At 65.1% G+C, this 13,033-nt stretch carries 14 protein-coding genes; 9 read left to right on the top strand and 5 right to left on the bottom strand.

Annotation, left to right across the window (positions count from 1 at the left end; genetic code table 11):
• Nucleotides 1–3: 3 nt before the first annotated feature.
• Complete coding sequence (locus FJ546_RS08880; RefSeq protein WP_140888991.1) at nucleotides 4–399, bottom strand: hypothetical protein; 396 nt, start codon at nucleotides 397–399, stop codon at nucleotides 4–6.
• Between the two features lie 467 nt (nucleotides 400–866).
• Here FJ546_RS08880 and FJ546_RS08875 point away from each other — a divergent pair, with 467 nt between their 5' ends.
• Together FJ546_RS08875 and soxR are read left to right on the top strand one after the other, a co-directional pair.
• Entirely contained in the window at nucleotides 867–1,325 is a 459-nt protein-coding gene (locus FJ546_RS08875) for a tRNA (cytidine(34)-2'-O)-methyltransferase (protein ID WP_140888990.1), read from the top strand.
• A 155-nt stretch (nucleotides 1,326–1,480) separates the two neighbouring features.
• Nucleotides 1,481–1,927: a redox-sensitive transcriptional activator SoxR gene (gene soxR, locus FJ546_RS08870; RefSeq protein WP_140888989.1), complete on the top strand. Its 447-nt coding sequence runs from the start codon at nucleotides 1,481–1,483 to the stop codon at nucleotides 1,925–1,927.
• On the opposite strand, the gene FJ546_RS08865 is transcribed toward soxR, so the two are convergent.
• Nucleotides 1,924–2,181 (bottom strand): hypothetical protein, encoded by a 258-nt coding sequence (locus FJ546_RS08865; RefSeq protein WP_140888988.1) that lies wholly within the window; start codon nucleotides 2,179–2,181, stop codon nucleotides 1,924–1,926. The genes soxR and FJ546_RS08865 overlap by 4 nt on opposite strands.
• 173 nt (nucleotides 2,182–2,354) lie before the next feature.
• Here FJ546_RS08865 and hemF point away from each other — a divergent pair, with 173 nt between their 5' ends.
• From hemF to FJ546_RS08845, 4 genes are all read left to right on the top strand, one after another.
• Nucleotides 2,355–3,269, top strand: coding sequence for an oxygen-dependent coproporphyrinogen oxidase (hemF, locus tag FJ546_RS08860; RefSeq protein ID WP_095773515.1), 915 nt, complete (start codon nucleotides 2,355–2,357; stop codon nucleotides 3,267–3,269).
• A gap of 193 nt (nucleotides 3,270–3,462) precedes the next feature.
• On the top strand, nucleotides 3,463–3,648 hold the full coding sequence (locus FJ546_RS08855) for a DUF1059 domain-containing protein (RefSeq protein ID WP_140888987.1): 186 nt from the start codon (nucleotides 3,463–3,465) through the stop codon (nucleotides 3,646–3,648).
• A 291-nt stretch (nucleotides 3,649–3,939) separates the two neighbouring features.
• Nucleotides 3,940–4,479 carry a hypothetical protein gene (locus tag FJ546_RS08850; protein ID WP_246686786.1) on the top strand — a complete coding sequence of 180 codons (540 nt, stop codon included), beginning with the start codon at nucleotides 3,940–3,942 and terminating at the stop codon, nucleotides 4,477–4,479.
• Nucleotides 4,480–4,578: 99 nt separating this feature from the next.
• Nucleotides 4,579–5,544 (top strand): S8 family serine peptidase, encoded by a 966-nt coding sequence (locus FJ546_RS08845; protein WP_246686785.1) that lies wholly within the window; start codon nucleotides 4,579–4,581, stop codon nucleotides 5,542–5,544.
• Nucleotides 5,545–5,612: 68 nt separating this feature from the next.
• On the opposite strand, the gene FJ546_RS08840 is transcribed toward FJ546_RS08845, so the two are convergent.
• From FJ546_RS08840 to FJ546_RS08830, 3 genes are read right to left on the bottom strand one after another with little or no spacing between them, the layout of a single operon-like run.
• Nucleotides 5,613–6,875 (bottom strand): CCA tRNA nucleotidyltransferase, encoded by a 1,263-nt coding sequence (locus tag FJ546_RS08840; RefSeq protein ID WP_140888985.1) that lies wholly within the window; start codon nucleotides 6,873–6,875, stop codon nucleotides 5,613–5,615.
• Nucleotides 6,872–7,504 carry a CoA pyrophosphatase gene (locus FJ546_RS08835; RefSeq protein ID WP_140888984.1) on the bottom strand — a complete coding sequence of 211 codons (633 nt, stop codon included), beginning with the start codon at nucleotides 7,502–7,504 and terminating at the stop codon, nucleotides 6,872–6,874. Before FJ546_RS08835 ends, FJ546_RS08840 begins: the two co-directional genes overlap by 4 nt.
• Nucleotides 7,504–8,133: a DUF1285 domain-containing protein gene (locus tag FJ546_RS08830; protein WP_140889268.1), complete on the bottom strand. Its 630-nt coding sequence runs from the start codon at nucleotides 8,131–8,133 to the stop codon at nucleotides 7,504–7,506. The genes FJ546_RS08835 and FJ546_RS08830 overlap by 1 nt, the downstream gene beginning before the upstream one ends.
• A gap of 141 nt (nucleotides 8,134–8,274) precedes the next feature.
• Here FJ546_RS08830 and FJ546_RS08825 point away from each other — a divergent pair, with 141 nt between their 5' ends.
• From FJ546_RS08825 to FJ546_RS08815, 3 genes are read left to right on the top strand one after another with little or no spacing between them, the layout of a single operon-like run.
• Entirely contained in the window at nucleotides 8,275–9,279 is a 1,005-nt protein-coding gene (locus FJ546_RS08825; RefSeq protein ID WP_140888983.1) for a MoxR family ATPase, read from the top strand.
• Entirely contained in the window at nucleotides 9,279–10,217 is a 939-nt protein-coding gene (locus tag FJ546_RS08820) for a DUF58 domain-containing protein (protein ID WP_140888982.1), read from the top strand. Before FJ546_RS08825 ends, FJ546_RS08820 begins: the two co-directional genes overlap by 1 nt.
• The gene (locus FJ546_RS08815; RefSeq protein WP_140888981.1) at nucleotides 10,214–13,033 is read left to right on the top strand and encodes a DUF4159 domain-containing protein; all 2,820 of its coding nucleotides are present in this window, start codon (nucleotides 10,214–10,216) and stop codon (nucleotides 13,031–13,033) included. The genes FJ546_RS08820 and FJ546_RS08815 overlap by 4 nt, the downstream gene beginning before the upstream one ends.

The following is a 13,033-nucleotide window of genomic DNA, read 5'->3' as shown; positions in this document are numbered from 1 at the left end:
CGCTTATGCGGCGCGTGAACGTACGAAATCCTCGGACCGTGTGGCGCCGAGGGCCGACGGTCCGGAATCGTCCGGACCGTCGGCCCCGCTTCGCGCAATATAGGGGCTCGCGGGCTTTTCGCCGACAGGCTCGCTCGCCGATCCCGTCGACGCGGTGTCGACAAGCCGGATTTTCGCGCCCGGCCGGATCAGCCGGATGATCCGGCGCACCAGCGAAGGTCGGCTGGGATCCGGAACAGCGTGCGAGAAATCGACATCCGGCAGCATGCCGCGATGCGGCCGGCGCCGGACTTCGGCATGGACCGCTGACGAATAGGTCTCGCCGATCAGCAGTGCCCAGGTCGGCAGTCGGTGGATATGCAGGCTCCTCGAGCCCGGTATTCTGTAGGGATCGAACATCGGTCCGTCCTCCGTGTGAAAATAGAGATGAAAAGGCCAAGCAACATCGTCCGCCGGCATTCGGCCGGACACGCGGATTGCCTCGGTCCGCAACCGACGCTCGGCATCGGTCCGGACACGACAAGCGTCGGTCTGGACATGTTCAGCTGGGGCGTTCAGCCCTTTTGACTTTTTGAAAAACATCGCAGGATTCCTTCGAGAGCCGAAAAATCGTTTCGGCGGGAATCGGTGCGATCAAGTCTTAGAGAGTCAGGTGAATCGTCGTACCGAAGCCGCCGGCAGGCGTACAAGCCCACGAGAGGGGCGCTGGATGTGCATGGTCATCATGAGTGTCCCCTCCATCGGTTCGGGTTGACAATGCGACTGACATACCCGACTTCGCAGAAAATGGCCACCCGCAGGTCCAGTAATTTCCAAAACCGGGAAGCTCCTGTGGCCGATCTGCCACTTATTAGAAGGATGCGGAAATGAACCGTTGTCTCCGCATCGCGCTCTACCAGCCGGACATTGCCGGCAATACCGGGACAATCCTGCGCTTCGCCGCTTGTCTCGGCCTTGGCGTCGACATCATCGAGCCGGCCGGCTTTCCGCTTTCCGACAAGGCGCTCAAGCGCGCCGGCATGGACTACCTCGAAATGGCTGCCCTGACCCGGCATGTCGACTGGAACGCCTTCGAGGACTGGCGCATGAATCACGGGAGCAGGCTGGTGCTTCTGTCGACCAAAGCTGCGACCCCCTATACCAGCTTCAGCTTTGCCGACGGCGACATCCTTCTGTTCGGCCGCGAATCCGCGGGCGTGCCGGATCCTGTCCATCAGGCGGCGGATGCGCGGCTGACCATCCCCATGCAGGGCAGCGCGCGCAGCATCAACGTCGCGCTGTCCGTCGCCATGGTGGCGGGCGAAGCCGTCCGGCAGCTCGGATAGGACCGGCGGCCCATCGACAGCCCTGCCGTCGCCGACGACAGCGGTTTCTCCGGCCATTCTCACCCAGGCGCACATCGCCTTCTCCTGTCATTTGCCCAATCAACGTTTCCTCGCTACAAGCTCAACTTAACTTGAGGTCAAGCGGAAAATCGGAAATGGCTCCAGCATCGGAATTGACGGTCGGCCAGGTGGCCATGCGCAGCGGCGTGGCGGTGTCGGCACTGCATTTTTATGAAGCGCGCGGGCTGATCCGCAGCCACCGCACGTCAGGCAACCAACGGCGTTACGGCCGCGACGTGCTGCGGCGGGTGGCAATCATCAAGGTCGCGCAGGAGGTCGGCATCTCGCTCGCCGAAATCGGCGAAGCCCTGGCGTCGCTGCCCGAAGGCCGCACGCCGACGCGCGACGACTGGGGATTGCTGTCGACCGCCTGGCGCGACGCGCTTGACCACAAGATCGACCAGTTGAAGAAACTGCGCGACGGGCTGACCGACTGCATCGGCTGCGGCTGCATGTCGATCGACAAATGCCCGCTCAGGAACAAGGGCGACCGGCTGGCAAATGAGGGAGCGGGCCCGCGGAGGCTGTTGGTCGGACCCTAATCCGCCGCCGGCAACCGCCTGATGGTGAATTCGATCACATCGCCCGGGCGTTCGAACCAACTTTCGATCTCGGTCCAGTAGGCTTGCTTGGGAAAGCGCTCGAACCATTCCTTGGCCTTGAGCCGCGCATCGGAGCGCGGCAGGACGAAGGTCTCGCGCAGAAAACCGTCGCGCGGCATGCGTGCGCGCTCAGTCCGGCTCTGATCGAGCCTTTTCTTCAGGCCATCCAGCGGCGGTCTTGCCGGGGTGCGCACCAAACAACTCCCTGCACCTGGCGCATGCCCCAAAAAATCGGAATCCGAATTTCGGAAAGGATCATGCGCAAAAGCAAAGTGACTTGACCCTGTCCCCTAAGAGATTAGGGATCGCGCCGGCAAAAGACGAGTCATTTGTAGGGGCGGGCCACCCCGCAACCGGAGACGGCACTTTGGAACGACCTGAAATACCCGCTGGCCTGCCCGCCGACATTGAAGAGAAGAAGATGAAGGCGCGCCTGTGGTTCGAGGCGCTGCGCGAACGCATCTGCGGCGCTTTCGAGCAGATCGAGCAGGATCTCCAGGGCCCCCTCGCCTCATGGTCGCCGGGCCGTTTCGAAAAGACGCCGTGGGAGCGTGACCAGGGCAAGGGTGGCGGCGGCACCATGTCGATGATGCATGGCCGCGTCTTCGAGAAGGTCGGCGTCCACACCTCGACCGTCTACGGCGAGTTCTCGCCCGAATTCAGGAAGCAGATGCCCGGCGCCGAGGAGGACCCGCGCTTCTGGGCCTCCGGCATTTCGCTGATCGCGCACCCCTGGAATCCCAACGTTCCGGCCGTGCACATGAACACGCGCATGGTCGTCACCTCGAGGCAATGGTTTGGCGGCGGCGCCGATCTGACGCCGGTGCTCGACCGCCGCCGTACCCAGGACGACCCCGACACTGTCGCCTTCCACCGCGCCATGCAGTTCGCTTGCGAAAAGAACGCCGCCGTCGCCGACCACCCGAAATTCAAGGCCTGGTGCGACGAGTATTTCTTCCTGCCCCACCGCAACGAGCCGCGCGGCGTTGGCGGCATTTTCTTCGACTGGCTGCATTCTGGCGAGGACAGAGGCGGTTGGAACGCCGACTTCAACTTCGTCCAGGACGTCGGACGCTCCTTCCTCGTCGTCTACGGCCACCTCGTGCGCGCCAATTTCAACGAGAACTGGACGGACGGCGACCGCGACGAACAGCTCATCCGCCGCGGCCGCTATGTCGAGTTCAACCTGCTTCACGATCGCGGCACCATTTTCGGCCTGAAGACCGGCGGCAATGTCGCCTCGATCCTGTCGAGCCTGCCGCCGGAGGTGCGCTGGCCGTAGGACAGCCGGAGCAATTCCATTTTGGAATCGCCTCAAGTCGAGGAGACAGGGCGGGCGGTGCACGATGCTTTGATGCAACCGGATAGCCCCTCCCGTGTTATAGCTCTCGCCCCGCCACGTCCGTGAATGGACCGTGGACCAAAAAAATGTCGCGGAGCCTCGACCGGCTCCCTGGAGGAAAAGGAGAAATCCGATGAAGCAATTCCACTGCGGCTCGCTTGTTCCTGGCTGTGACTGGCACACCCGTGCCGACGAGGAAGCCGAAGTGATGCGCCGTGCCGTCGAGCATATGCGCGAGACACATGGCGAGACGACAATCCGCGAAACCATGATCGAGGCGATCCGCTCGCGCATAGAAAAGGTGCGCGACGCCGCCTAGGCTTCGCCCGGCCTGCTTTCGCCGGTGTCAGCAATGAGCCGCGTTGGCGCTTCGAGATCGGGGCGCCGCCGCGGGCGCCTCGGAGCCGGACCTAGCAGGGTCAAAAAATCATATTTGCATCAGCTAAAATAAACCACGCGGTAACCTAACCCATGCCACTGTCCCGAGGATAATCCGGCCACAGTGGGCTGCCAGAGGAGCCCGTCGCCATTAGGCACTGATCCGGAATCAGTGGGGCGAGGTGTTTCGCGCATGCGCGAAAAGTCCGGCAGTCGAGTGAGGTTCTGAGCGATGGCGCTCCTGCTGTGCGCGCTCATCGGGGCGTCCCCGGCTGCCGCCCAGGACATGACGACATCGTTGGTCGACATACATCAGGGCTCGCCGCTCAGCGATCGCGCGAGGAGCCTTGGCAATGGCGGCTACGAACTGCAGAACGGGACCTTTGTCTCGTTCAACCAATGGTACCGGGCAAACTGGGTCGACATGCATGTGGACCTGCTCACCCAGATCACGGAGGATGCCGGCATCCTTTGGGGCTTTGGGACCGGCGAAGAGGGCGCGAAGTATCGGATCGAGCCCAGCCTCAAGCTTGGGTTCCTCACCCAGATGCATCCGAACCCGAACAGCACTCTTTCCCTTTCGCTCACCACGACCGTCGGCGGCAAGCTTACCGAAAAGTCCTGTGAAGCCGACTACGGCGATTTTGGCACCTACAGCGTCAATTGCCGGCTCGCGGCCAGCCGGATGGCGCCTGAGGAAACCTTGAAATATCTGGTTAACGCTAAACCGGAGAGCCAGCACATCTGGCTGAATTACCGTGTAACTTTCTGATCGCCGGGAGGATGCAAATGAAAATCATCTCGCCCCGAAACTCGCGATCACCCGTCTTGGTTCTTGTTTGAACGGAGTAACAGCATGTCAGGGAGTTGCTTGAAATTCGGTATCGCCACAGCTCTCGCCATCCTGTCGGCGCCGATGGCGTCGGCACAGGAGGCGGTCAATGCGGACGAGATGGCCGCGCTGTGCCACGGCGGCGGCCTGTCCACATGCGTGAGCGCAACGATCCCGGTCGCGGGCACGCAAGCAGTGCAGCGGTGGATGAGCCCCGAAATTGGCGCGGCTTGGGCCGCGGGATACAAGGGCAAGGGCGTCACGATGACGATCGTCGACGATTTCTCCAGCACATCGCGCTTCTCCGGCAATTTCGGTGTTGGGGTTCAAACCCAGCGCCACGGTGAATGGACGCGAGAGGAAGCCGGCATGATCGCGCCTTTGGCGACCATCAGGTCGAAGGACTTCTCAACCGGTTCGGCCGTCGGCCTGGCGCCCGGCCTGAACGTGCTCAATCTGAGCTACGGCATGTACGCCAAGGCGGGCTACAGCTCGAACCAGATCGGCTGGGCCCCGGAGGAAGCCTCCATCATCTCCTACGCCACCAGGGGGACGGCTGTTGTTTCGAAGGCCGCGGGCAACGATTCGGTCGCCGTGGGCGGGATCACGAACGGCCAGCAGGACTATCTCGACCTTGCCCTGATCGGAAAACCATCCGCAATCTTCGTCGGCGCGCTGTCCACCAACGGCACGACGTCCAGCAAGGCCCAGCTTGCCTGGTATTCCAATACCGCCGGCTCCAATGCGCTGGTGCAAAGCCACTTCCTCGTGGTTGGTGTCGATGGAAGCAAGACAGGGCTTTATGGCACCTCCTTCGCCGCGCCGATCATTTCAGGATATGCGGCGATCATCGGCAGCAAGTTCACCACGGCCACGGCGACCCAGATTACCAACGATCTGCTCAACACGGCTCGTACCGACACGCTGGTCAACTACAGGGCCTCGGTCTACGGCAAGGGCGAGGCGAGCCTTTCGCGCGCCCTGGCTCCCATGGCGATCAGGTAGGAGAGCGACGTTTCGCCCAGTCAAATCGTCGCCTCGCCTTTTGATCGGCACGGTGGTCCGGGCTAGCTCTAAGTTTCAAGCGCCTTCGCGGCGCGGTCCAGCAGCGTGCCGCGATCGGCGGCAAATCCCGCCTCGATCCATTCCGTTTCGAGGTTCTTGAGGATTTCGCCCAGTTTCGGCCCTGGCGTGGCGCCGAGCGCCGTCAGATCGGCGCCTTTCAGGGGAAACACCGGTTTTTCCCATTTGAGTGCGAAGCCCAGCAGGCGCGAAAAGCCGCCGGCTTCAACCAGCGCGTTATTGTCCTCGACAGCACGCACCCGGGCTCCGGCAAGCGATAGCCGCAGGCGGTCGACAACCCCTTGCCGGTCGCCGCGATAGAGCCTTTTCGCCAGTTCGCCCTCGGTCGTCTTCGGGTCGACGGCCGTCGAGAGCGCCCAGTGGCGCAAACGGTCCGCTTCCGCGGTCGAAAACCTCAGCCGCTCGGCCAGCGTCTTCATGCGCGCGGCATCCGGCGGCACGATCGCCTCCAGCCGCAGCATCGGATCGGCCGCCCAGCCCAGATCCTTCTCGGCCTTGGTCAGCCCGTGGATGGCGTCGATGCCCCATTTCTCGCTTTCCGGCAGCGCGGCGGTCAAGACGCCGGCCTGCCGCATCCACAGCAGCGCCCGCGACGGATCAGGCGCCGAAAGCAGTTTCTTCAACTCGGACCAGACGCGCTCCGCCGAAAGCTGGGCCAGGCCTTCCTTCAGCCGGGCGCAGGCCTTCAGCCCCTCGGCATCCGGCCGGCCCTCGCCATACCAGGCGAAGAAGCGGAAGAAGCGCAGGATGCGCAGATAATCCTCACGAATCCGCGCCTCCGCATCACCGATGAAGCGCAGCCGCCGCGCCTCGATATCGGCGATGCCGCCGACCAGGTCGACGATGGAGCCATCCGCGTCGGCGTAGAGGGCGTTGATGGTGAAGTCGCGCCGCTCGGCATCGAGTTTCCAGTCGCGCCCGAACGACACCTTGGCGCGGCGGCCGTCGGTCTCGACATCGGCGCGCAAAGTGGTGATTTCATAGGGCTTGCCGCCGGCGACCACCGTGATGGTGCCGTGCTCGATGCCGGTCGGCACCGGCTTGAAACCCTCCGTCTCGGCGCGACGGATGATTTCCTGCGGCAGACAGGTGGTGGCGATGTCGACATCGGCGACCGGCTGGCCCATCAGCGTGTTGCGCACGGCGCCGCCGGCGACACGCGCCTCTTCGCCGCCTTCAGCCAGGGTGGCAAGCAGGCGCTGCAAATGCTTGTCGGCGAGCCAGTCGGCCCTGCCCGCGATCGAAACACTCACGCATAGAGCCTTTCATAGAGCGTGCGGATGATGCCGGCGGTGACGCCCCAGATACGCTGGTCGCCATACGGCATGTCGTAGAAGAACCATTCGAGATCGTTCCACATGCGGCTGTCACGCTTGTGATTCACCGGGTCCATCAGGAAGCGCAGCGGCACTTCGAAGGCGGCATCGACTTCGTCGGCATTCAAGGCCAGTTGGAAGCCGGGCCGCACGATGCCCAGCACGGGAGCGATGCGGTAGCCGCTGCCGGCGACATAGTCGGGCATGCGGCCGATGATCTCGATGCGGTCCTGGTCAAGGCCGATCTCCTCGAAGGTCTCGCGCAGCGCCGCCGCCTCCGGGCTGGCATCGGTCGCATCGATGGCGCCGCCGGGAAAGGCCACCTGCCCCGAATGGTTGCGCAGCTTTTCGGCCCGTTTGGTCAGCAAAACAGTCGCCTCGTCTTCATGATCGACCACCGGGATCAGCACTGCCGCATTGCGCAGCGCCTTGCCCTGGTTAAGGCGCGGATGACCCGGATTGAAGCGATGGTCGCCATAGTCGTCGCCGGCATGCGCCTCCGGCTGCGCGGCGAAGCGCGCGCGAAAATCCGCCGACGAAAACGGCATCAGTGACACGCGGTCCATCATGCGCTCAGCCGCTTCAACTGGTCCGCCGGCATGATCGGAAACACCGCGCCCTTCGAGCGCACGGCAAACATCGCCTTGCCGCCGATCTCGATCTCCTCGCCATGTCCGACCAGCTCGTACATGACAGGCCGCCCCACCAGCGCTTCCAGCCTGCCGCGCACCAGCACATAGGGCTTCAGGCCCCCGGTCTCGTTCTCGTCGACGAAACGCAGCGGCCGTTCCGGTCCGGCCTCGACCACGTCGCCGACATTGGTACGGAAGGTGATGATCTGTTCGTCGCCACTGCCCGAAACATCCATTTCGACGGCGATGAACGGCGCATCGGCGACGCGGATGCCGACCTTTTCCACAGGCGTCACCAGATAGGTCCTGCCATCCGCGTCCTTGCGCAGCACGGAGGAAAAGAGCTGCACCAGCGGCATGCGACCGATCGGCGTGCCGAGATAAAACCAGGTGCCGTCGGCCTTGATCTCCATGTCGAGATCGCCGCAAAAGTCGGGATTCCAGCGCTCGACGGGCGCCGCGCCCTTGCCGGCACGCGCCGCGCGCGAGATCAGCGCTTCCAGGCCGCGCGCCTCGGTTGCCTGCGTAAGGCTTTGTTGGCGATGTTCGTCGTGTTCCGTCATCGTCACGAAATAGTCACTGTTGTTCCGCTTGTCAGCCTAAGTCTGTGATTTAAGTTCGACCATAGGCGCTACGCGAGGCCGAATCGCGGCAACCTATGATATGGTGCGGGCCGGTATTTCCAACCGAAGGGATCGAGCCGAATGAGCGTGATGGTCAAGGAAAGCCCGATCAGCGAAACGGACATGATCGCCGAGGCCGAAAAGGCACTGGCAGACATTTCCAGGATCCGCGACGGGGTCGGCCGGGTGATCTTCGGCCAGGAGAATGTCGTGGAGCGCACGCTTGTCGCGCTGCTGGCCGGTGGCCATGCGCTGCTGGTCGGCGTTCCCGGCCTTGCCAAGACCAAGCTGGTCGAAACGCTGGGAATCGTGCTCGGCCTCGATTCGCGCCGCATCCAGTTCACGCCCGACCTGATGCCGTCCGACATACTCGGCTCCGAGGTGATGGAGCAGGACGAGACCGGCAAGCGCTCCTTCCGCTTCATCCCCGGGCCGATCTTCGCCCAGTTGCTGATGGCCGACGAGATCAACCGCGCCTCGCCGCGCACCCAGTCGGCGCTGTTGCAGGCCATGCAGGAATACCACGTCACCATCGCCGGCGCCCGCTATGACCTGCCCGCACCGTTCCATGTGCTGGCGACCCAGAACCCGCTGGAGCAGGAAGGCACCTATCCGCTGCCGGAAGCCCAGCTCGACCGCTTCCTGATGCAGGTCGACATCCTCTATCCCGAAATCGAGGCCGAGCGCCGCATCCTCCTGGAAACCACCGGCATCGAGGATGCCAAAGCGCAGAACGTGCTGCAGCCGGCTCGATTGAAGGAAATCCAGACGCTGATCCGCCGCATGCCGGTGCCTGAAAGCGTCGTCGAGGCGATCCTCACTCTGGTGCGCTCGGCCCGTCCAGGCCAGGGCAATGCCGATACCGACAAGCATGTCGCCTGGGGCCCCGGCCCGCGCGCCAGCCAGGCGCTGATGCTGTGCACGAGGGCGCGTGCGCTCTATGACGGGCGCCTGGCGCCCTCGGTCGACGATGTGCGGGCGATGGCCGAGCCGGTGCTGCAGCACCGCATGGCGCTGACCTTCGCCGCCCGTGCCGAAGGCACCAGCGTGCGCGACGTGGTGGCGAAGCTTGTGAAAGGGATTTGATGGCGCGCATCGGCGAGGTCCAGGCTCCGGCAGCGACGCGCGACGCACTCGCCCGTGGCCGGTTGCGGGCTTCGCTGGTACCCGACCTGCTGGTCGAGGCACGCCGCATCGTCAACACCGTGATCGCCGGCTGGCATGGCCGCCGCAAGCGCGGCATCGGCGAGAATTTCTGGCAGTTCCGGCCCTATGTCGAGGGCGATTCCTCGCGTATCGACTGGCGTCGCTCGGCGCGCGACGACCACACCTATGTGCGCGACCGCGAATGGGAAGCCGCCCATACGGTATGGCTGTGGGCCGACCCCTCGCCGTCCATGCTCTACAAATCGATCGGCGCCAGCGTCTCCAAGCAGTCGCGCGCGCTGGTGCTGGCGCTGGCCATGGCCGAATTGTTGTCGCGCAGCGGCGAACGCATCGCCTGGCCGGGCCTGACCGATCCGTTCACCGCCCGCAATGGCGCCGAGCGCATCGCCGCCCAGCTGATGCATGCCGGCGACTTGCCGGCAAAGCCTGACCTCGCCGACATCAGGCGCTTCTGCGACATCGTCATCGCCAGCGATTTCCTCGATCCGGTCGAGGAGACGATGGAATGGCTCGACGTGCTCGCCCGCCACGGCGTGCGCGCCCATCTGATCGAAGTTGCCGACCCGGCCGAGGAAACCTTCCCCTATGCCGGCCGCACCGAATTCACCGACCCCGAGACAGGCGAAAAGCTGACCGCCGGACGCGCTGAAATGCTCGGCGACGAATACCGCCTGCTCTATACCGCCCGCCGCCAGGAGCTGGCCGGATGGTGCAAGCGGCTCGGCTGGAGCTTTACCGTCAACCACACCGATCGGCTGGCGTCCGACGCGCTGGTGCGCCTGCACATGGCAATGACGGCCGATGGCGGCTATGCCGGTAGCGGTCGTACCGGTCAGCCTGGAAAGGCGGTCGCATGAGCTGGCTGCCGCTCTCCTTTGGCGCGCCCATGGTGCTGTGGGGCCTGCTGGCGCTGCCGGTGATCTGGTGGCTGCTCAGGCTGACGCCGCCCAAGCCGCAGGCCGAGATCTTCCCGCCGCTGAAAATCCTGGCGCGCGTCTTGAAGCGGGAGGAGACGCCGCATCAAAGCCCTTGGTGGCTGACGCTGCTCAGGCTGCTGATGGCGGGCCTCATCGTCGCGGCCCTGGCCGAACCGGTCTTCAACCCACGCGAAAAACTGCCGGCCGAGGGTGCGGCCCTTGCGCTGGTCATCGACAATGACTGGGCGAGTGCCGCCGACTGGAACAAGCGCGTCGCCACCGCCGAGCGGCTGATCAAGGATGCCGGCTCGAACGGCGTGCCGGTCATCATCGCGTTTACCGCCGAAAAGGCCAATGCGGAGATCGGCCCCTTCGATGCCGCCGCCGCGCTCGACCGGCTGCGCGCCGCCAAGCCGCGGCCGATCCCGACCGACCGGCCCGCCGTCTATGCCCGCGTCGCCGGCGTGCTGGAGACCTTGCCCGGTACCAGCGTCGCCGTGCTGGCCGACGGCCTCGCCGCCAAGGGCGACGAGGCCGCCTTCAACACGCTGTTGTCGAAGAATGCGGCACGCGTGGTTTGGGCAACGGCCGATCGGCTTTCGCTGACCGGCCTCACCGCCGCCGACAACCAGGTCGACGGTTTTGCGCTCACCGCCATCCGCGCGCCGGGTGACCCGGCACCGGCGCAGGTCACCGCCGGCGCCTTCGACGACAAGGGCCGCCGCATCGCCGATGCGACGCTGACCTTCGCGCCCGGCGAAGCCACCGCCACCGGCACCATGACGGTGCCGTTCGAGCTGCGCAACGACTTCGCCTCGATCGCCCTCGACGGCGAACGCCAGGCGGGTGCGGTGCGCGTGCTCGACGAAAGCTCCAAGCGCCGCCGCGTCGGGCTGTTATCGCAGGCCGAGGCCGACCAGGCGCAGCCGCTTCTGTCACCGCTCTACTACATCAGGCGCGCACTGCAGCCCTTCGCCGATCTGGTCGAACCCTCCAGCGCCGATCTCGCCGACGCCATCCCGCAGATCCTCGACCAGAAGCCGGCGATGATCATCATGGCCGACATCGGCACCATTCCGGCGCAGGTCCGGCAGCGATTGGTCGACTGGGTCGACAATGGCGGCACGCTGGTGCGTTTCGCCGGCTCGCGGCTGGCCGCCGCAGGCAATGACGACGATCTGCTGCCGGTCCGCCTGCGCACCGGCGAGCGTTCGCTGGGCGGCGCGCTGTCCTGGACCTCGCCGCAGCCGGTCACCGAATTTCCCAAGGCCGGTCCCTTCGCCGACCTGGCACCGCCCACCGAAGTCACCGTGAGCAGGCAGGTGCTGGCCGAACCGACACCCGATATCGTCGAGCGAACCTGGGCGGCCCTTGCCGACGGCACGCCGCTGGTCACCGGGCTGAAGAAAGGCAAGGGCACGCTGGTGCTGTTCCACGTTACGCCCGAGGCGACATGGTCGAACCTGCCGATCTCGGGCAGCTTCGTCGAGATGCTGCGTCGCATCGTGCAGTTGTCGCGCAACCAGGGCGCGGCGATCGCCAATGCCGAAGCCGCCGCCACATCGCTGGCACCCTACCGCATGATCGCGGCCGACGGCTCGCTGGTGCCGCCGACGCCGGATGCACGGCCGCTGGTGCCGAGCGCCGGCGCGCGGGTGACCTTGGAGAACCCGCCCGGCCTCTACGGCTCGGAAACCGGCGTCTTCGCCCACAATCTGCTCGATGCCGCAAGCGCCTTCGTGCCGCTGGCGCGCCCGCAACTCACGGTTCCGGTCACATCAATCCAGTACGCCTTCGATGAATCCCGCAACCTGAAAGGTTCTCTGGTCACCGCCGCCCTGGTGCTGATGCTGCTCGACACGCTGGCGGTGTTCTGGATGGGCGGGCTGTTCTCGCGCCGGCGGCGCCGTGCCGGCGCTGTGGCCACCACCGCCGCGATCCTGATCGCACTTGGCGCATTGTTCGGCCATGCCGATTTCGCCCGCGCCGACGATGCCAAGCCGCGCGACGAGGCGGCCATCACGGCGATTTCGAAAACCCGCATCGCCTATGTGCTGACCGGCGTGCCGGGCGACGATTCGATCAGCCGTGCCGGCCTCGAGGGCCTGACCCGCTTCCTGATAGAGAAGACCGCGCTGGAGCCCGGCGCGCCGGCCGGCGTCGACATTGCCAAGGACGAACTGTCCTTCTATCCGCTGATCTACTGGCCGATCGATCCGGCCGCCCCCATGCCGAGCCAGGCCGCGATCGCCCGTGTCGACGCCTATATGCAACAGGGCGGCACGGTGCTGTTCGACACGCGCGACCAGTTCGCCAACGGCATCGGCGCCGATTCGACCAGCCCGGCGACAGAGCGGCTGCGCGACATCCTCGGCAACCTCAACGTGCCGCCGCTGGAGCCGGTGCCGTCGGACCACGTGCTGACCAAGTCCTTCTTCATCCTGCCGGAGTTCCCTGGCCGCTTCGCCGGCAGCCCGCTCTGGGTGGAGGCATCGCTCGACGCCAGCAACGCCGACAACCGGCCGGTGCGCACCGGCGATGGTGTCTCGCCGATCATGATCACCGCCAATGATTTCGCCGGCGCCTGGGCGGTCGACGAGAATGGCGACCCGTTGCTGCCGACGGTGCCGGCCGACCCGATGCAGCGCATCTATGCGCTGCGCGCCGGCGTCAACATCATGATGTATATGCTGACCGGCAACTACAAATCCGACCAGGTGCATGTCCCCATTCTGCTCGAACGGCTGGGGCAGTAA

The organism is Mesorhizobium sp. B2-4-19 (genome assembly GCF_006441315.1).
In the GTDB taxonomy this organism is placed as follows: Bacteria; Pseudomonadota; Alphaproteobacteria; order Rhizobiales; family Rhizobiaceae; genus Mesorhizobium.
Note: the sequence above shows the minus strand (reverse complement) of the source record. Positions and strands in the feature narration are given on the sequence as shown.

Excerpts from the sequence above, each read along its gene's own strand:
- FJ546_RS08880 (WP_140888991.1), bottom strand. The coding sequence starts at position 399 with ATGTTCGATCCCTACAGAATACCGGGCTCGAGGAGCCTGCATATCCAC.
- FJ546_RS08875 (WP_140888990.1), top strand. The coding sequence starts at position 867 with ATGAACCGTTGTCTCCGCATCGCGCTCTACCAGCCGGACATTGCCGGC.
- soxR (WP_140888989.1), top strand. The coding sequence starts at position 1,481 with ATGGCTCCAGCATCGGAATTGACGGTCGGCCAGGTGGCCATGCGCAGC.
- FJ546_RS08855 (WP_140888987.1), top strand. The coding sequence starts at position 3,463 with ATGAAGCAATTCCACTGCGGCTCGCTTGTTCCTGGCTGTGACTGGCAC.
- FJ546_RS08850 (WP_246686786.1), top strand. The coding sequence starts at position 3,940 with ATGGCGCTCCTGCTGTGCGCGCTCATCGGGGCGTCCCCGGCTGCCGCC.
- FJ546_RS08835 (WP_140888984.1), bottom strand. The coding sequence starts at position 7,504 with ATGGACCGCGTGTCACTGATGCCGTTTTCGTCGGCGGATTTTCGCGCG.
- FJ546_RS08830 (WP_140889268.1), bottom strand. The coding sequence starts at position 8,133 with ATGACGGAACACGACGAACATCGCCAACAAAGCCTTACGCAGGCAACC.
- FJ546_RS08825 (WP_140888983.1), top strand. The coding sequence starts at position 8,275 with ATGAGCGTGATGGTCAAGGAAAGCCCGATCAGCGAAACGGACATGATC.
- FJ546_RS08820 (WP_140888982.1), top strand. The coding sequence starts at position 9,279 with ATGGCGCGCATCGGCGAGGTCCAGGCTCCGGCAGCGACGCGCGACGCA.
- FJ546_RS08815 (WP_140888981.1), top strand. The coding sequence starts at position 10,214 with ATGAGCTGGCTGCCGCTCTCCTTTGGCGCGCCCATGGTGCTGTGGGGC.